This is a genomic window from Acidithiobacillus sp. HP-11, assembly GCF_015100075.1.
Taxonomy (GTDB): Bacteria; Pseudomonadota; Gammaproteobacteria; order Acidithiobacillales; family Acidithiobacillaceae; genus Acidithiobacillus; species Acidithiobacillus thiooxidans.
The window spans coordinates 25,275-44,592 of sequence record NZ_JACKYY010000009.1 but is presented as its reverse complement, the minus strand read 5'-3'; the positions used below and the strand labels follow the sequence as shown (position 1 = coordinate 44,592).

At 53.1% G+C, this 19,318-nt stretch carries 14 protein-coding genes and 1 riboswitch; of the genes, 4 read left to right on the top strand and 10 right to left on the bottom strand.

All coding sequences use genetic code 11. The annotated features are described in order from the left end of the window. Positions 1–3 precede the first annotated feature (3 nt). The 5 genes from H7F08_RS04470 to H7F08_RS04450 form a co-directional block, all read right to left on the bottom strand. On the bottom strand, positions 4–1,497 hold the full coding sequence (locus H7F08_RS04470) for a nickel-dependent hydrogenase large subunit (protein WP_193639977.1): 1,494 nt from the start codon (positions 1,495–1,497) through the stop codon (positions 4–6). Beyond that, positions 1,494–2,957, bottom strand: coding sequence for a proton-conducting transporter membrane subunit (locus H7F08_RS04465; protein ID WP_010639333.1), 1,464 nt, complete (start codon positions 2,955–2,957; stop codon positions 1,494–1,496). Before H7F08_RS04465 ends, H7F08_RS04470 begins: the two co-directional genes overlap by 4 nt. Before the next feature lie 3 nt (positions 2,958–2,960). Then, positions 2,961–3,641 (bottom strand): hydrogenase, encoded by a 681-nt coding sequence (locus H7F08_RS04460; RefSeq protein ID WP_024893084.1) that lies wholly within the window; start codon positions 3,639–3,641, stop codon positions 2,961–2,963. Between the two features lie 9 nt (positions 3,642–3,650). Then, complete coding sequence (locus H7F08_RS04455; RefSeq protein WP_193639976.1) at positions 3,651–4,592, bottom strand: respiratory chain complex I subunit 1 family protein; 942 nt, start codon at positions 4,590–4,592, stop codon at positions 3,651–3,653. 51 nt (positions 4,593–4,643) lie between these two features. Beyond that, a riboswitch (Fluoride riboswitch) is annotated at positions 4,644–4,707 on the bottom strand. Positions 4,708–4,970: 263 nt separating this feature from the next. Continuing rightward, positions 4,971–6,128 (bottom strand): serine hydrolase domain-containing protein, encoded by a 1,158-nt coding sequence (locus H7F08_RS04450; protein WP_193639975.1) that lies wholly within the window; start codon positions 6,126–6,128, stop codon positions 4,971–4,973. A 230-nt stretch (positions 6,129–6,358) separates the two neighbouring features. Between H7F08_RS04450 and H7F08_RS04445 the strand changes: the two genes are divergently transcribed. Beyond that, the gene (locus H7F08_RS04445) at positions 6,359–7,429 is read left to right on the top strand and encodes a linear amide C-N hydrolase (RefSeq protein ID WP_226831536.1); all 1,071 of its coding nucleotides are present in this window, start codon (positions 6,359–6,361) and stop codon (positions 7,427–7,429) included. 28 nt (positions 7,430–7,457) lie between these two features. On the opposite strand, the gene H7F08_RS04440 is transcribed toward H7F08_RS04445, so the two are convergent. From H7F08_RS04440 to H7F08_RS04420, 5 genes are all read right to left on the bottom strand, one after another. Continuing rightward, positions 7,458–8,678, bottom strand: coding sequence for a mannosyltransferase family protein (locus H7F08_RS04440; protein WP_081577635.1), 1,221 nt, complete (start codon positions 8,676–8,678; stop codon positions 7,458–7,460). Between the two features lie 5 nt (positions 8,679–8,683). Next, on the bottom strand, positions 8,684–10,390 hold the full coding sequence (locus H7F08_RS04435; protein ID WP_193639974.1) for an ArnT family glycosyltransferase: 1,707 nt from the start codon (positions 10,388–10,390) through the stop codon (positions 8,684–8,686). A 125-nt stretch (positions 10,391–10,515) separates the two neighbouring features. Then, positions 10,516–10,830 carry a hypothetical protein gene (locus tag H7F08_RS04430; protein WP_024893090.1) on the bottom strand — a complete coding sequence of 105 codons (315 nt, stop codon included), beginning with the start codon at positions 10,828–10,830 and terminating at the stop codon, positions 10,516–10,518. Positions 10,831–10,966: 136 nt separating this feature from the next. Further along, the gene (cydB, locus tag H7F08_RS04425; protein WP_193639973.1) at positions 10,967–12,055 is read right to left on the bottom strand and encodes a cytochrome d ubiquinol oxidase subunit II; all 1,089 of its coding nucleotides are present in this window, start codon (positions 12,053–12,055) and stop codon (positions 10,967–10,969) included. 68 nt (positions 12,056–12,123) lie between these two features. Continuing rightward, positions 12,124–13,590 carry a cytochrome ubiquinol oxidase subunit I gene (locus H7F08_RS04420; RefSeq protein ID WP_010637564.1) on the bottom strand — a complete coding sequence of 489 codons (1,467 nt, stop codon included), beginning with the start codon at positions 13,588–13,590 and terminating at the stop codon, positions 12,124–12,126. A 300-nt stretch (positions 13,591–13,890) separates the two neighbouring features. Between H7F08_RS04420 and pgi the strand changes: the two genes are divergently transcribed. The 3 genes from pgi to H7F08_RS04405 all read left to right on the top strand — a co-directional run bounded on the left by pgi (position 13,891) and on the right by H7F08_RS04405 (position 19,318). Beyond that, complete coding sequence (gene pgi / locus H7F08_RS04415) at positions 13,891–15,513, top strand: glucose-6-phosphate isomerase (RefSeq protein ID WP_193639972.1); 1,623 nt, start codon at positions 13,891–13,893, stop codon at positions 15,511–15,513. A gap of 105 nt (positions 15,514–15,618) precedes the next feature. Further along, positions 15,619–16,788: a D-alanyl-D-alanine carboxypeptidase family protein gene (locus H7F08_RS04410; RefSeq protein ID WP_065973977.1), complete on the top strand. Its 1,170-nt coding sequence runs from the start codon at positions 15,619–15,621 to the stop codon at positions 16,786–16,788. A 49-nt stretch (positions 16,789–16,837) separates the two neighbouring features. Continuing rightward, a complete protein-coding gene (locus H7F08_RS04405) occupies positions 16,838–19,318 on the top strand; it encodes a penicillin-binding protein 1A (protein WP_031575997.1) in 2,481 nt (826 codons plus the stop codon).

Here is a 19,318-nt window from a genome sequence, read left to right as displayed (position 1 = left end):
CTCCTAGCGGTCGCAACCGGCAATGGTGAGGCCGAAGCTCGCTTCGTTAATGGCGTAATCCATCATGTTGGTACCGTGTACCGTCAGTGGAAACACCCGCCAGTTGGAAAACGAGGGTGATTTGATCTTGACTCGTTGCAGGCGTCCATCCTCAATGCGGACGGCGTAAATCAGCGTGCCTCGCGGGGTTTCGGCCCAGCCCAGGCCCTGCTGTGCTCCGCCTGGCACGTCGAATTCCGCATGCACAGGACCGGCTTTGAGACGACCCGAAGCCTGTACCAGCAGGGCAATGGCTTCCCGCAGAGCTTCCCCACGAACATCACTGCGGGCCATGGCATCACCTTTCTGGCGCACTGGTACGTTGAAACGTAATTTGTGGTAAGCCGCATAAGGATGGTCCCGGCGCAAATCACGATCGAGCCCGGAAGCGCGGGCGACGGGACCGGTAGCCCCCTGATCAAAAGCGGCACTTTGCGAAAGTACGCCGGTGCCCATCAGACGATCCAGGTGGGTCGCCGTTTGCTGCAACCGATTCAGATAAGCCTCGCCTTCATCAATGATGGGCTCCAGAGCATGGGCCAAATGCTCGGCCTGCAAGTCCCGGCGGAGCCCACCTACCCGCAGCAGGCTACGTAAATAGCGGGAACCCGTTAATTCTCCGGCCAGTTGTTTGACTTTTTCTTCCATCAGGAAGCCGGTGGCGGCGCCGACTTTGAGGGTCGTGGTTTTGGAAAGCTGGCCAAAATAGTGGAAATGGTTATAGAGACGCTCCAGTTCCACGATTATCACCCGCAGCAGTTGCGCCCGGGGCGGGACTTCAATGCCCCAGGCATTTTCTACGGCCTGACAATAGGCAAGAGCATGGCAGGCACTGCCCACTCCGGAAACCCGCTCGGCCAGGTAAACACTGCGCTGCGCGTCCTGGCCGGCAAAACGGGCTTCCATGCCCCGGTGCTTGAAAAACAAGCGCGGATGGTAGTGAAGAATGGCCTCACCAATATAGGAATAGTGAAATTCAGCGGTTTCCACCACATCAGCACGCACCGGCCCCCAGTACAAATCCTGCACCTGATCCCCCTGCACTTCGGGCATGGTGGGGGGCTGGTAAAGGCCGCTCAGGTGACCTGAACGGCCGTTTATGCCGAGTGGCGGCTGGGAGATGCTGAAACCTTCGTGAATAATCAGGGGGAAGGGTTCGGGGTGCCCGGTAAAATGCAGACCGCCCAGGTCCTGCATTTCCCGCTCATACCAGCCCAGGAGCGGAACAAGCGCCGCGAGCGAAGGAATGGTATCCGTGCCGCGTAATTCCAGCAGGACAAATTCGGGATTGTCCTTCTGGCTCAACAAATAACGCACGACGCATTGCTGCCCTTCCCAGTCATGCCAGGCCATGAGGAAACGCATCTGCTGATCCAGGCATTCCTGAGCTACTGCTGCAAGCTGCCCCGCAGTGACAGAGCGAATGCTGCAATTATTCATGGGACTTTGCATATTCATGGCTGCACCATAAAGGCCTGTTGGAAAAATCCCCACAAGCCACTGGGCCACCAAAGTCCCAGTACCAGCACAGGAATCAGGGCCAGCCACATGGGTAGGCTATTCCACAGGGATAACTTGAGCGTGGGCACTTCATCGGGTTCCGGTTCCGGGCCCCAGATCATGCGCCGAAAATGATTCATGAAGGCAATAAATATGAGAATGAGCAGAATGGCCATCACCCAGACTGCCCAAGGGTTGGGGCTGAGAATGCCACCCCGCAAAATGGTCAGCTCCGATAAAAACAAGCCGAAGGGCGGGGCTCCGGTAATAGCCACAGCACCCAGTAACCAGAGGGCGCCCGTCACCGGATAGTAGCGCAGTACCTGACGCATTTTACTCATGGACTTGGTGCCGTAAGCACGCATCATGTTGCCCGCCCCGAAAAACATCAGGGATTTATTCATGGAGTGGTTGATCATGTGATACATGGCCCCGGCAAAGGCAATGGGGCCACCAAAGCCGAAACCAATGGCCAGTACCCCCATATGTTCCAGGGAGGAATAGGCCAGCATGCGCTTGGCGCCATCCTGACGAACGATAAACAGGCCTGCCACAAAAAGGGATATTACGCCCAGTACCAGTAGTGCAGTGTGCCCCATGAGGCTGTAACCGCCACTGTCGACAATGGATAAAAACCGATAAATCCCCAGCAGGGCAATGTTGAGCAAAGCACCGGAAAGCATGGCGGACACCGGGGCCGGGCCTTCGCTATGGGCATCAGGTAGCCAGGTATGCATGGGGGCGAGACCCACCTTGGTGCCAAAACCCACTAGAGTCAGGAGAAAAGCCAAAAACAAAAGGGTTTCGGGAACCTTGGGGGCGACTTCACGGAGATTGGCCCAGGTCAGCGCATAAGTCGGGCCAAGCACGAAGGTGCCACCCCAGTAAAAAAGGATAATACCCAACAGGGCCAGGGCCAGCCCCGCAGAAACGACGATCAGATACTTCCAGGCCGCTTCGATGCATTCGGCTTCTTTCTCGAAACCCACCAGAAAAGCGCTGACAATGGTCGTGAAATCAATGGCAATCCAGAAAATGCCGGGATTGTTCATCAACGGCGCAATGAGCATGGTCAAGGCAAAACCCGCCTGCAGGGCATAGTATTTGTGCAGTCGGGGTTTTTCTTCGGGTAGCAGGCGCATGTAGCCAATGGCGTAAATGGACGCCAGCAGATAAACCAGGCCCACGCAAAACAGCACCCAGGCCCCCAGAGGGGTCAATAAAATGTATTGCTCTCCGGTGACCAGAGCCTTATCGGGAACGGCCACGAGAATTGCTAGAGTCAGGCCGAAAACTGCTATGGAAGTCAGCAGGTTGAGATATTCGGCCAGATGCGGCCGACGCAGGGCGAGCATCAGAATGATGGCGACGGCGGGGATGATCCAGAGTGCGGCAATCAGTGCATCAAAATTCACCATGGCTTAACCCACCAGCTTTTGCAGGCCACGACTGCTGGTTGTACCGGCATGGGTCTGGAGGAATCGGACCAGCATGCCGAAGGCCATGACGATTGTCAGCAAATCAAAGATGATCACCAGCTCAAGCAGGGCGGGCATACCCGGAACCAGAATCTGTGAGCCCAGAAATATTCCGTTTTCGATGACCAGCAGGCCAAGAATGTGGCTGATAGCCTCCGAACGCAAAATCATCATCAAAAAGCCGATGAGTTTCAGGCTGAACATGCAGGTCAGGGCCAGCACGGCAATATTGTCAGTCAGATGCAGGGCAACACCGAGTTGCCGGGATACCTCATAGGAAAAAATCACCAGTGCGGCACCGAGAATCATGCTGGAAGAAGGCTTCAGCAGGGGGGTGAATTCGCGCTGAATATCCAGTCGTTTGACCAGTCGGAGGACCAGATAGGGTAAAAAGGTGCCCCGAAACAAGGCCGTCAATGCCGCAATAATATACAGCTCGGGATAATGTCCATAGTAGCCAATGGATGCAGAAATGGCCGCAATGGTCCAGGATTCCGCCGCAAAAGCATAAACATGATTTTTCAGCCAGTGTGAAGCGAGCATGACAAAAGATAAAACCAGCGCGAGGATCGCCAGCAGGCTGAATAATGAGGTGGCCAGCGGACCGAGATGAAATATCAGCATGGGTCGCTCCTATAGTTGGTCGGCAACAATGGCCAATACGGCAAAAAGAAAAGACAGCGCCAGGGGCTCCTGATAGCGATAAAAGCGCAGACGGGACTGCATGGTATCGACGCCCACCATAAGCAGGCCGATCACGCCGTATTTGGCCAGGATGATCAGCAGGGCCAGGAGGACTGACGGAAAGCTGCCAGTGGTGGACAAACCCCAGGGAAACAGAAATACATTGAGAAAAATCGTGTAAAAAATGAACTGTTTCATCCAGCTTGCCCATTTCAGCAGAGCCAGCAGGGGGCCGGAATATTCCAGGATGCGCGCCTCATCAATCATGTAGATTTCATAGGGGATCGTGGAATGAATGGGCAAGCGGTCAGTTTCTACGGTAAGTAGAATGAAAAAAGCCAGAATCAGGAAAATATGGGCGGGACTCCAGTAGGCTACCGGATTTTTGGCCAATAGATGATTGGCGACAAAAGGCAGCATGGAATGGTCCAGAAAAGTGATGCCTACAAATACCAGGATCAGCGTCGGTTCGGCGAGAATGCCGAGCATGACGGCGCGGCTGGAACCTAAACCACCGAAGGGTTGGCCGGTATCCAGGCCGGCCAGCAGGATAAAAAAGCTGCCCAGGGTCAGAATCAGCCCGCCACCCAGTATGTCGCCCATGTCCGAAAGCGGCAGGGGAAAGTTGGTCAGCACCGGAATGAGCATCGGCACGATGAGCATGGCGGTGAACGCAACTACGGGTGCCCAGAAGAAAACCCAGGTGGCAGATTCGGGTACCAGCAACGACTTGTTGAACAGTTTCCAGAGATCGCGATAGGGCTGGAAAATGGAAGGCCCTTGACCGCGCTGAACACGCTCCTCCACGGTGGTGATGAAGCCGTGCAGCAGTGGTGCCAGAAACATCACGGTGAGCACTTGCCCACACTGCAGGACGATATCGCCAAGCATAGATTCCCCTTATAAGTTTAACTAACGACCAGTTACCCAACCTTGCAGTCGGGATCTGTAGGAGTCATTAGCCTATAAAGGCGGTTATTGGGCGGAATCCATCGCCATAATTTATGTTGATGATATGCAGAGACAGAAAACGGGTCAAGCGCGTTTTATTCTAAAAACGGCAGTTGCCGTGGGTGTTTTTTGCTCCGTTGTTCCTCGCCTGTTGTTCTATGGCTCATCCTGCTATCAGGAAAGAACTCGCCCTACGGGCTCAGACAGCTTTCCTGACGGGCGCTGGATTTCGCCAAGAACAACAACGGCTCGAAACAAAAGTCGCTGCAAAGCACCCACGGCAACTGCCGTTTTTAGATTTATGCAAGACGCCATCATTCAGGGCTGTCCGTCGGACTGATAAATGGCATGAGGACTGATGAAGCGGCTCAGGCGCTGTGCGAGACTGGCGGCAAGCGGGACGCCCTTATCCAGCGCCTCGGAGTTCAACAGGATAACAATGGTATCTTTAGTTTTGGGAGCGTAGATGGCTATGGATTCGAATCCGGCCTGATAACTGGCATTGCCAACCCAACCATGATTGACAAACGATCCCCAGCGATACTCTACGGAAGTCGTTGTTTGGCCAGATGCCGGGGACTGCGGATACGCTGCCAGTATGTGATTATATTCAGTCAGGTTCGCATTGATTCTTGCCCAGTCGCGCAGATCAGAGGCGGTTGCGGTCATTGCCCCGGCTGCCCAGAACTGCGAAGGATTCCAGGCGACGGGTTGCAGGTTTTGGGTAGTACTATTGCGGGCATATCCACGAACCTGCAGAAAAGGATCTGCGAAGCTGGTGGAAAAAGTCGTGCTGTTTAAGCGGTTAGGCTGCAGGACTTGTTCGGTGATGACCCGGGACAAGGGCTTGCCGGTGACCTTCTCAATAATCAGACCCAATAAAATCGTGTTGGTGCTGGAATAGTCAAAACGACTACCCGGCTTGAACAACAGTGGATGGGTGAAGCTGTAATGCAGGAGCTGATCGGGCAGCAGGCGGGCTTCCGGATTTTTCTGAATGGCGTCCAGATAGGCGGCCTGTTTGCTGAAATCCACCAGGCCGCTGCGCATTTGGGCAAGGTCTGCGACAGTCATGTGCTCGCCATCAGGGACACCACTTACGTATCGGGAAACGGGCGCGCTGAGTTGAATTTTATCGGCCTTGGCAAGATCCAGAACCGCTCTCACTGTGAAGGCAGTGCTGAGTTGACCAATAGGCATATTCATGCGTACGCTCATAGCAGTTTTTTCGGCTGAATTTGCTGTCCCGAAAGCTTGCAGATAGGCAGGTCGCCCTGATTGCCAGATGCCGACGATAGCACCCGGAACTTCTGCCTTTTGGAGATGTTCGGCGATAAATTGGGTATACATGCTGGCGGTGTTGTGAAAACCGGAAACACCGGATAAACCGGAAAGCGCTGAAGCCTGAGCCGAAACACCAGCTGCCACACAGGAAAGTACAAGGGTAGACAAGAGAATGTGCTTTGGAGAAATCATGCTGTTCTGGTCCTTATGCAAGATGAATTGCCATTTCCATGCCTGCTGGTGAAAGCTGCAGTTTCATGGGGCAAGGCGCGGGCTTAGGATAACGCTCCCGGATATTTCAAACAAATCCTGACTCCAGATGAGCATTAAGAACTGAACCTGCTATTATCACGGTAAAATCCTGGGTTCTTCAGGTTGTTGAGAACAGATTAAATGACACATTCAGTTATAAAAAGGTGGAAATGATGAAGCTAAAGAGACAATGGGTCCTGTTGGGTGTGGTCGCGGCGGTATTTGCGGCGGGTTCTGCAGATGCCTGCACCCGGGTGGTTTATCACGGCAAGGATGGTCTGGTTATCACCGGACGGACCATGGATTGGAAAGATCCCATGCATTCGCGCTTGTGGATTTTTCCAAAGGGTCTTGAACATGAAGGCGGTGCAGGACGCAATTCTGTGCATTGGGTATCGCGTTATGGCAGCGTGGTGGTGACTTCATTGAATGCCGCAGTCAGCGATGGCATGAACCAGAAGGGTCTGGTTGCCAATATGCTCTGGTTGGCGGGCAGCAAGTATCCTGATGATTGCGGCAAGGAACCCCGTTTGAGTATTGCCGCCTGGGCCCAGTATTTCCTGGATAATTTTTCTTCGGTCAAGGAAGCTGTGGCCTCCATCAAGGCACATCCTCTGTGTGTGGTATCTGACAAGATTCCCGGCACAGATCGTTATACAACCTTGCACCTGTCTATTTCCGATGCCAATGGGAACAGTGCCATTTTTGAGTATATCGACGGTAAGCTGGTGATTCATGAAGGCCGTGAATACCAGGTCATGACCAATGATCCCGAATATTCCCAGCAATTGGCTATTGAAAAGTACTGGAACCAGATTGGCGGAACCACTTTCCTGCCGGGAACCAATCGTGCCGCTGATCGTTTTGCACGGGCAGCATTTTACATTCATGCCATTCCCAAAACGGCGAACCAGTCCGTGGGCGCGGCTGAAGTGATGAGTGTTTTGCAGAATGTATCTGTGCCCATGGGTATTTCAACGCCCGGACAACCCAATATTTCCTCAACGCGCTGGCGGGTGGTCGCGGATCAGACGGGCCTCAAATATTACTATAACTCCGTCAGCAGCATGGATACCTTCTGGGTTAATCTGCATCAGGCTGATCTCAAAAAGGGCGCTCCCATTTTGCAGTTGCCCATGGGCCAAGGCCAGGTTTATTCCGGAGATGTCACAGCGGATTTCAAGCCGGTCGGCAAACCTTTTGAATTTGTGACGGTATCCCCGGAAAAAACGCAACCATGATACCTTGCAACAACGGATAAAACCGGATTTAGAATGCCCAGTGCCCGGAAATGAAAAAGGCTGCCTGCAAGACAAGGGCAGCCATTTCCGCGCCCAGAAACGGAAGCACCCAGGTTTTACGGACGGAGCTTTGATATATCCAGCCAGCCGCCAGAAACAAGGGCAGATTGACATAAAGCAGGCGGTAAGTGGAAACCGGTCCCTGTGCCGCTCCCTGAAACCATAAGTAAGCAAAAACCAGAGGAATGCTGATGACGAGTAAGGCCCATTGACGTTTCCACCATAAAATCCCCAGAGCAAAAAAATTACCCAGCAAGATCAGAGCATTCATGAAAAAGTATACACTGCGGGCAGGGTTCAGCACTGTCGGTTCCAGCAGTAATGCATGGACTAGCGGCGTATAGTCTCCTCCCCACAAGGGAAATAGTTCGACAATATTTCTCAGTTTGTCCAGAGGCGATAAATGGCCAATATAGGGACCATGGGCCACTACAAAAGCAAAAGGGGTCTGGAATAAATACCATTGGTAGGCCATGAATACACCCAGCCCGCTGCAGGCGATTATTCCCAGGCTTAACCCCTTGAATAGGGAGATGAGCACAAGGTTTTGCCTGTCCGCCCAAACGCGCCCCAGTAAAACCAGCCATATTCCGAAAGCGAAAAAAACCATCAAAGGTCCGGAAGCCGTGCCGATTCCCGCCCAGAAAGCGGCCTGAAATGGACGTTGTTGACGAAGCGCAATCAGTGTGGCGATGGCCAGACAATTCATCAAGGATGTCGGATAGGCGCTGATAAAAAAAGCGGCAGCAGGATACAGTGCGTAACTCAGCGTGGCAAAAGCGGCGCTATCGGGTTCCAGCCAGTCCTTGGCAAGGCGCTGAAATAACAGCACCGAGAGTAGTCCAAAAAAGATGGCCAGCCCTATGCCAATGGCGGGAATAGGGAAAGGCAGGATGAAACTGAGGCCTTTGCAGAGAGCCGGATATAAGGGGAAAAAGATGATGTTTTGACCAAAATCGGCATGCGGTATGTAGCTGTACCCGTGCGTGGCAATGTCCACATACCATTTGGCATCCCAGTTGATCAAAGCCTTGGCAATGGTCCCGGAAACGGGATCCAGACCACGGCTGAACAAATAATAACCCAACCAGGTTCCGCCATAGATGGCCAGGGCACTGAGAAAAATGCTGCGGAGCAGCCAGAGCCTGTGCTTATCGGTCTTGTGTGCAGAAGGGGATGATTCCGGCATACGCTTTATTCTGTTTTTACAGGATCAGGCAGCAGGGGATCAGGCCGGGTGCCCTTGGCGTGCGGGAGGTGTTTGATTTGTAACAGGCTGATATTTTCGTGACTATATATTTCATAAGCGGTTGTGAGGTTTTGTGCTTGATAACCCTTTGGAATAGCGGCCGTTACGGCAGAAACATCGCGAGAGGGACAAACCAGATAAAGCGGGTTTTCACCCAGAACAGTCCGTAGTTCTGTTAATGACGACAGATGACGAATGGGCATGTCTCCGCGCCCGGCATAAAACAGGAAGCTCGGCTGAAACCAGTCCCAGGAGCCCAGATGATAAGGATGCTTGCCCTGAATGGCAGCAATTTCCTGTCCCATTGCTCTGGAGGGTTTGAGCGCATTGATCGGTGGAAGAATGACAAATACCAGAAGACCACTGAGGACAATACTGCCCACTCCCAGACTAGCCCATGCGGCTGACCAATGCTTTTTCCAAATCAGGAGCATGGCGAAAACTGCTGCAAGCATGTAGGGAAACCCGACTTCAACCATTCCAGGAAGATGCGGTTCGCGCAGGGGTAAAACCCAGGCAGCAAAAATGCTCAGCGCGAGCCCTACCAGAAACAATGTTCCGAAGGATAGAGCCAACCCCCGGGTTTGCGGTAACCGGGACTGGGCGCGGATTTTTTCAAACCAGAAGGCAAGAAGGATAAATAAAGGTGGATAGGCCTCCCAGACATAATTGGGAAGTTTGGTCGCAGAGAGGGTAAAAAAGGCGATCCAGGTGCCTGCCCATATCAGTAGAAACAGTGGTATGGCCTGGTTTTGCAAAAAGTGGCGTCGCTTCAGCCAAAGATCATGCAGCACTTGCGGTAAAAATATGGACCAGGGCAGCATGCCCAGAAAAGTACTGATGAGATAATAAAACCAGGGACCCCGGTGGCCTTGCATACTGTCATCAAAGCGCCCGATATTCTGCTCAAAAATAAAAAGGCGATCCCAATTCCAGTGGGTTTCAATACCTACCGCCAGATACCAGGGCAGCATGATTATCAAAAAAAGTGGAATGCCGGTTGTCAGTCGCCCCTCTTTCCATAGTAGGGGTAACTGCTGACGCAATAACAGAAACAAGACAATAATGAGTCCCGGCAATAGAAACCCGACGGGTCCTTTATCCAGGGTGGCCAGGGCCATGGCGGCATAGGCCCAATGGAATTCGCGGGTACGAATTTCTGGATAAATATATCCACGCAGATAACTCAATAACGCAATGGTGACCAATAATATCAGCAGTGGATCGGGGGTGGCACTGCGAAAAATAATGGTACTGTGCAGTGCGGTGGCAGTCAGTAACCCACTGAGCAGGGCGATGGACTCCCCGTAGAGGCGGCGCAGGGCGATAATCAAATACAGAACCAATAACGCCCTGACCAGGGCTGAGCCAATCCGTAATCCCCAGGAATTCATACCCAGTAAACGGACTCCCGACCACATCAACCAGTAATTCAGGGCAGGCTTGTCCGGCATCAAGCGGTCATTATAAGTCGGGACGACGAGGTTGTCGGCGGCAATCTGATCTTTCAGACTTTGCGCGTAAATGGGTTCATCAATATCCCAGAGGCTGGTGTTGCCAGTACCCCAGGCAAAAAAGAGGAACGCCAGGAAGAAAAGAGCGATGGCCTTGATCCTGAAGCCGCGCTGAAGATTCTGCTGCGCTGCAGTCATCTCGATTTTCTGCCGGGACAGTGCCCGGTCAAAGTGTTTGCAATCAAGGAAAGAAGTTCCGGAAGGGACAATCCCCGATTATACCCTCAGCATCGGGGTAAACCAAAGTGAACAACCAATGATTTTCAGGAGGCGTCCAACAGATCGGGCGCGCAATGACGCAGGGTTTCCTTGAGCATGACAAAATAGCGCTGGTAGCGCGTGAGTTCATGATCCATCAGCAGCATCTGATCCATCATGGCATCGGGCCTTTCTTCAGGCAGGCGCTGCATGATTTCCTGCCATTGACTGTTGATGAACTGGTGGCGCTCCTCCAGAGCATTCAGTAAATCATCCAGATCAGGATTTTTTACGGAATGCGTGGAGGGATGAAGTTCGGCGGCGAGTCCGAGTAATTGCGTTGATTTTATGGGGACTGTTTTCAAGGAGCGTGCTTTCATGAGGTTGACCTTGTTGAATTAAAATTTTTTCGTTTAACTGCAGTTTTTATGACTGTTGTAGAGCGGAAAAAGTTGCGCTTGGTTACAAAAAAACCGGCCGCGCCGAAGCAGCGACCGGTTTTTCAGCAAGCCACTATCAGTGGGCGCCGTAGACGCTTTTTTTAGTGAAGCGACCCCGGAAGACCCAGATTTGATACCAGTTGTACATGATCATGACCGGCACAAAACCGGTCATGAACAATGTAAACACCGCCATAGAATTGGCGGGGTTGGAGGCCGCCTGTACAGTCCATGTACCCGGGACAATATAGGGAAACATGGTTGCCCACATGGCCGCCCAGAGTAGAACTACCACCCCTTCGCCCCAAAGCAGGGCAATAAAATCATGTTGCATGGAGTGGTTGGTCATGGATTTGAAAGCGAAGAACAGGACGATGACAAACCAGATGGCCCAGATCCACCAATTGGGACCGGTCCACTTGGCAGCGGCCCAAGGGAAAATGGCATAAGACCAAACCAGAGTGATAACAATCGCTATTAACGCCAGATAGGAGAACAGGTTGGTCCAGGACTTGGCGCGTTCATGAATCACGTCGCCCGGTAAAAAGCGGGCACAGAGAAACAATCCTCCCGCCAGACCGGCGGCAATTACCGCACCAAAACCCGTCCAGATGGAAAATGGGGTCAGGAAGTTCATGGCCCCACCCGCATAGTGCATCACGGGGGTTGTGAAACCCCGATCAGCGATGCCACTCATGGCAATGCCGGATTTCATGGGGAAACCCTGTAATACGGCACCTAGCGAGACACCAGCGAAAAATGGCGCGAGCAGGCTGCCGATGGCGAAAGCCCAGCCCCACAAACGTTTGCTACTGCGGGCATGAATGTGAAATTCAAAAGCCACAGCGCGGGAGATGATACCCCACAGTGCCAACATCAGGGGAATCATCAAGAAGTTGAAGGCGGACCCGTAAACCAGAGGGAAAGCACCAAACAATACACCGCCAGCGACTACCAGCCAGGTCTCGTTGCCATCCCAGAAGCCCGCCATGGATGCCATGATGGCGCCACGTTCTTCTTCGTCCTTGGAGAACAAGGCAAAAATACCGGCGCCGAGATCAGCCCCGTCCAAAGCGATATACAGCAAAAACATCAGCCCAAGTATCATCCACCACCAGGTGGAGAGGGCAGATACGATACGAACAATATCTGAACTAAGTTCCATACTCATTACTCCGGTGACTTAATTAATTGAGGAGGGAGGAATAGATTCCTCCCTCTGATCCGGGTCTGTTAACGATCCGAGTGCATCATGGGCTTGTGGGCGAAAGTCGGTGCAACATGCCCGCCCCCCGCTTGCGCAGCATCATGATCTTCACTGTGATGCTGAAACAAGGTATCTGAGTGTGGAATGTCATTGACACCCTTCTGGATGACGCGTGTGAAGAAGTACCAAGCGCCGGACCAGACCACCAGCTCAAAAATGATATAACCGACAAACCAGACGATTTCCTGAGTAACACCCATGTTGCTGACCCCTTCGTAAGTCCGCATCATGCCGAATACCACCCAGGGCTGGCGACCGATTTCCCGAACCCACCAACCACCCCAAATAGCGAGGAAAGGCAGGAATCCAGAGAAAACCACTGCACGCAAGAACCACGGATGTTTACGTAATTCCGAGGCATTCATTTTGCCCCGCATGCGCAACCAGTTACCCCAAATAGCGACGAAGAATAAAGCGAAACCAATGGCTACCATCACCCGGAAGGCATAGAAGGGTACCCAAACATCAGGGCGCTCATTTACCGGATATTGGTCCATGCCCTTAACAACACCATTCCAAGTATGAGTTTCCAGCAAGCTGAGAACGTGTGGAATCTGAATGGAGAACAGATTTTTACCCGCTTCTACATCAGGAATTGCAATAAGATTCCATGAGGTATTTGGCTTGCCATCGGGCAGGTAAGTGTGAAAATGTCCCTCCATAGCCGCCAGGGAAGTAGGTTGGGTATCCGCTACGTCTTTACCGGCACTGTCCCCGATGTAAATCTGCAGAGGAGCCACAATCAACAGGGCCAATAAAGTAGGTTTCAAAAGTTTAATGAAGAGGTCCGCATTACGATTCTTGAGGACGAACCATGCACTCACCGATGCGAATACAAACAACGCCAACTCTACAGTGGCCACCCACATGTGAGGAAAACCCCAGACGAAGTTGTCATTGATAATGGCGTGCCACCAGTTGGTCACCTGGAACAATCCATCTTTCAGTACAACGCCATCCGGTGTCTGCATCCATGAGTTGGCTACCAGAATCCACATAGCAGACAAGCTGGAAGAAATGCCGACGTTGAAAGTGGCAAACAAATGCATGCCCTTGCTGATTTTACCCCAGCCAAACACCATCAGGCCGATGAAGCCAGCTTCATACATGAAGGCAGTGATGGTTTCGAAGCCAAGGATATTGCCGAAGAAGGGTCCGACGGCCTGAGAGAACGGGCCATAAAGAATACCAAAGGCCATTTCCATGGTGACGCCGGTAGCGACCCCTGCGCCAAAATTGATGATGAAGATTTTTTCAAAAAAACGATTAAGCTTGTACCAACGCTCGTCACCGCTTTTCAGCCAGGCAAGCTCCATGAAAAAGAGCAGCCAGGACATGCCGATGGTCATCGGCGTCCAGAGAATGTGCATGGAGGTGATCCAGGCAAAATCCAGACGGCTCAAAAGCACCGGTAATGAATTTTCGATAATCATGATGATACTCCCTTAGCTTTTTATGCTATTGCTGACTACTGGTTCATCATCAGCAAATGACGTGCCATGCTTCAGGTATCTATGAACACCAGCTTTATCAGCGTCTTGTAATATAGCGGATGACCATTGTGTGCATAACAACCATAACTGGGTGGTTTAAATGAACCGAGTGCTATAAAATAACCCGGTATAAAAATACCTGCTTAAATTATTATTGCGGGAAATTACTGGCATGACCTAATCTTTAAGCGGATATATTCGATCGGTTTATCCTGTTTGCTTTGACCAAGGAGTCGCCTCATGTCTGCAGCCCCTCTGACCGCTTCACCCGCATGGCAACATTTACAGGCACACCGCAAGAGCTGGGAAGATGTCACCCTGCGTCAACTTTTTCGGGAAGACCCTCATCGCGCCGGGCATTTTTCGGCAGAAGCCTGCGGGATTTATCTGGATTACTCCAAACATTTGCTGCGTCGGGAAACCTTGAATCTGCTTTTTGATCTTGCCCGCAGTCGTGATCTGGAAGCGCGCCGAGACGCCATGTTTGCCGGGGAAAAAATTAACCATACCGAGGGTAGGGCCGCATTTCATGCTGCTTTGCGGGCACCCAGGGGTACGGTCATGCGCACCGGGGGGGTGGACGTTGTCCCTGAAGTGCATCAGGTGCTGGAGCATATGGCCCGTTTTACCCGGGCCATTCATGAACAGTCCTGGCGGGGAGCTACCGGTCAGCCGATTCGGCAGATTGTGAATATTGGTATTGGCGGTTCTTACCTGGGTCCGGAAATGGCCTGGAAAGCCCTGCGTGCCTACCGGCATCCCGATGTTCATCTGCATTTTGTGGCTAACGTGGATGGCGCGACGCTCAGCGATGTGACGGCGCATCTGGATCCTGCAGAAACTCTGTTCATTATTTCATCCAAGACGTTTACCACGCTGGAAACCATGACCAATGCCCATGCCGCCCGGCACTGGATTACCTCTGCTTTGGGCGAAGACGCAGTTTCCCGGCATTTTGTGGCGGTTTCCACCAATGCGGAAGCCGTCAAGGCCTTTGGTATGGATACTGAACATATGTTCGGCTTCTGGGACTGGGTGGGGGGCCGCTATTCCATGGATTCGGCTATTGGCTTGTCCACCATGCTCGGCGTGGGGGTGCAGCATTTTCAGGAAATGCTCGCCGGTTTTCATGCCATGGATATGCATTTCCGGAATGCGCCGCTGGAACAGAATCTGCCGGTGTTACTGGGCCTTATGTCCATCTGGTACAACAATTTCTGGGGAGCGCAAACCCAGGCTATTTTACCCTATGCTTATGATCTGGCGCGTTTTCCGGCCTATTTACAGCAGCTACAAATGGAAAGTAATGGTAAAAGTGTCGATGAAGCCGGGCAACTGCTGTCCGTAGATAGTGGTCCCATTATCTGGGGCGAGCCGGGAACCGATGGACAACATTCTTTTTATCAGCTGATTCATCAGGGTACGCGATTGATTCCCTGCGATTTCATTGGTTTTTGTCATCCCCTCAGTGCTTCAGCAGAACCGCATGAATTGTTGATGGCGAATCTGATTGCCCAGGCAGAGGCTTTGGCTTTTGGCAAAACGGCGGAGGAATTGCGTGCTGAGGGTGTTTCCGAAGCGCAAGTTCCCTTCCGCACGTTTGCCGGAAACCGTCCGAGTAGCGTGCTTCTCGTGGATGCCCTGAGTCCGCATAGTCTGGGTACACTGGTTGCTTTGTATGAACACAGCGTATTCACTCAGGGGATCATCTGGGGCATTGACTCTTTTGATCAGTGGGGTGTGGAATTGGGTAAGGTGCTGGCTCAGCGCATTGTTTCTGATATGCAGGGTAAAACCCAACATCCCCATGATGGGTCCACATCGACCCTGCTGGAACGCTATTTGCGGCGACGTGGCCACTAGATTTTTCGGGAATGACCAGGTCCCATGCAACGGGGCGGGAACTTTTACCCAGCTATGGTTTTCCAATGAGGGATTATTAGCCGGATTGAAGAGCCGCCCAACAACATGAAACTGCCCATTGTTCTGGCCATTACGGCCGTATTTTCCTGGGGGAGCGTCGCCTGTGCGGCTGTTCCGCCTCTACCTCCCATGCCTACTTTGCCGCCACCACCACCCATGCCGGCGCCCCAATTGACGGGGATTCAGTCTGCCGTTTTGCTGGACATCAACAGTGATCAGATTCTGATGGCTGAAAATGATGAAAAGCCGGTTAATCCTTCGGGCCTGGTCAAGCTGATGACCGCCTACCTGATGTATCAGGCGGAAAAGCAGGGTTTGGTCCAGCCCGGCGAAAATGTGCACGTGTCCAATGACGCCTGGCATGCCCAGGGTTCCCGCATGTTTATTCAACCGGGAATGCCAGTGACCATGACGCAGCTCACCCATGGACTCCTGATTGACGGCGGCAATGATGCCGCCATTGCCATTGCCGAGACGGTGGCCGGCAGCGTTGGTGGTTTTGTGGATTTGATGAACCATGATGCAGCGGCCATGGGATTGCAGCACACCCATTTCACCAATCCAGATGGTCTTCCACAGCCGGGACAAACCAGCACCGCGCTGGATCTTGCCCGCTTGTCAGCGCGTTTGATTCAAAGTTATCCGCAAGTGATGCAGGTTGCCGGTAAGGTTTCCTATACCTATAACCACATCACCCAGTACAACTATAATCCCTTGGCCGGGCAGAATGGTGTGAATGGCCTGGGAGTGGGTTTGGCGGGTAAAAACAGCTGGAATCTGGCGGTCAGCGCAACTCGGAATGGTCGTACATTGGTGGCCGTGGTTTTGGGTGCGCCTTCGCGCAGTGCTGCGGGCAGTGATGCCAGCGCCTTGCTCCACTATGGCTGGAACGGTTGGCAGAATGTGTCTCTCTACAAGGCGGGGGCAACCGTTGCCCAAATCCATAACGGCGACTGGAGCCCGGCAACAGTGCAGGGGGTGACGGCAGGACCGGTCGTGGTTTCCGAACCCAAGCAGCAGAAAACCCGGTTGCAAACCCGCTTCGTACCGACTCCCAACCTGAAGACCCCCCTCGCAGCGGGGGCTGAAATTGGTACCCTGCAAATTTCCTGGCACGGTCATGTCCTGAAAACGGTTCCTGTTCAAACCCGAAGTGCGGTGAAGCCGGCGGGCTGGTTTACCCGCCTGATTCACGAGGGCGAGTCATGGTTATGACTGGTAACAAGAGCACCTGCTTTATAGCCCTTCGGATCTGGGGCTGATTTTGGCTGCGCGTGGAATTTCTTCCCGGCGCCGCTGGGTGTTCTGGACGCTTGTCGTGCTCCTGCTGGTTGCCCTGAATATTGTGGTGGGGATCGGGGTTTGGACCTGGCGGATATGGCAGGAATTACCACCCGTCGTGCAACTCGAAAACTGGCACCCTCAGGAGCCGCTGCGTATTTATGCGGACAATGACCACCTGCTGCAGGTGGTCGGGCCGCAACTGCGCTATGCCCTGCCTCTGAAGCAAATTCCCAAGACGCTGCAAGATGCTTTTATTTCTGCCGAAAATTCAAAATTCTATAGTCATAATCCGATTTATTATCCGGTCAGCTTTCCGGGCATTATCCGCGCGGCATTTGTGGATCTGGTGCATATGGCTCCCGTGCAGGGGGCCAGCACCATCACCGAACAGGTGGCCCGCAATTTTTATTTGACCCCCAAAAAAACCATTACCCGTAAGGTCGCGGAAATTCTGCTGGCTTATAAACTGGGCGCGCGTCTGCATCGTCCGCAAATTCTGGATTTGTACCTCAACAAGATTTATCTGGGCGAGGGGGCCTACGGGGTACAGGCAGCGGCGAAAACTTACTACGGCAAAACCGTCAATCAGCTGACTGTTGGCGAGATGGCGACCCTGGCGGGCCTGCCGGCGGCACCCTCGGATTTCAATCCGATTGCCTCACCCGCTTCGGCAAAAACCCGTCGCGATTATGTATTGCGGCATATGGCGCATTACGGATATATCACCAAGGCGCAGGAAGAAGCGGCTCTGGCAGAACCCATCAAAGCCCGTTATCACGCTCCGGCCAGCAACATAGCTCCCTATGCCACCGACTGGATTCGTAACTGGCTGGAAAAACATTTTGGGGCTGATTTTACTTACCGCACCGGTCTGCGGGTTTACACCAGCATCAACCCCACTGACCAGCGTGCTGCTGATCGGGATATTGCCGTGGGTCTGGAAAACTACGGGATGGGTCTGGACAGCATGGACCCCAAGGCCTGGCATGGTCCAATTGCCCAGTTATCGACGGCAGCCATGGAAGCCGCGCTACAGGGACAGCGGCCCAGCCAGTTACCCAACCATAATCCGGCCAATTTGCACTGGGGAGTCGTAGTCAAATCTACGCCGGAAATGGCGACGGTTTCCTTCGAAGGCCGTCATCTGGTACATCTGAGCTTGCGCGACGTCGCCTGGGCACGGTCTGCTCCCAAGGGTAATCCCCCCACCGCCGTCAATCAGGTGCTGCAACCCGGTGATTTGATCTGGCTGCGGCGTTATGTGGTCGCCGCCACTTCAGGAACAGGCAATCCGGTCTGGGGCACCAAGGTTTGGCACAATATTCCTCACAGTGGTTGGCAGTTGGCGCAGATTCCCCATGTGCAGGGTGCCCTGGTGTCGCTTGCCAGCCGCTCAGGGGCCATCCTGGCTTTATCGGGGGGCTTTAGCTATGAACTCAGCCATTTTGACCGGGCTCTATACGCCTTCCGGCAGCCGGGATCGGGGTTCAAACCTTTTGTGTATTCTTCGGCCATGGACGCGCCGACCTATCTGGCCAGCGGGCGCAAACATTATCTTACCCCGGTTTCCCTCATTGCCGACACGCCGCTGGTGATTCATCTCGGTAACGGACAGGTTTATGCGCCGACCAACTACAGTCGGACTTTTTCGAATATTCCCTTTCCTGTTTGGGAAGATCTGGCGGACTCTCATAATGTGCCGAGTGTTCGCCTGTTGATGCATGTCGGCATTCCTTACGCCAAGCGCTATGTGGAGCGTTTTGGTATTCCGGCAAAACAGATACCCGCTTCCCCATCCATGGTATTGGGGTCCGGAGACTTTACCCCCCTGCAAATCGCGCGCGGCTATGCCGTGTTTTCCAGCGGCGGTTTTCTGCCGCATCCCTATTTGATTCGGAAAATTGTCACTGCGCACGGCACCACGGTTTCACTGATGGATTGTCCCCTGGGGTATCGTCCGCCACCCAAACAGACGGTCATTCCGCCGGGGGTGGCTTTTCTGATGACGCGAATGATGGAGCGGGTTATCCGGGTCGGTACAGGGGTCGCCGCGCAGATCTTGCACCGTCATGATCTCGCCGGGAAAACCGGTACCACCAATCATGAGGATAATGCCTGGTTCAATGGCTTTAATCCCGATATTACGACATCCGTTTGGGTGGGCTATGACAATAATCAGTCCATGGGGACCTGGGCGGCGGGGGCTCGCGAAGCCTTGCCTATCTGGATTCGCTATATGCATACGGCGCTGACGCAGTATCCGGATGTGGGTTTCTTCCAACCACCGGATGTTGTGACGGCACGTTATAACCCCAAAACGGGTGACCTTGCGCCTCAGGGCGATCCAGGGCATCAGTATCCCATGGGATATTTTTTGTCCGGTTACCTGCCACCCAAGCCCAAACCCAAGATCAGTGCGGAAACCCGGAGTTTTATTCACGCATTGATGCATATTTTCTAG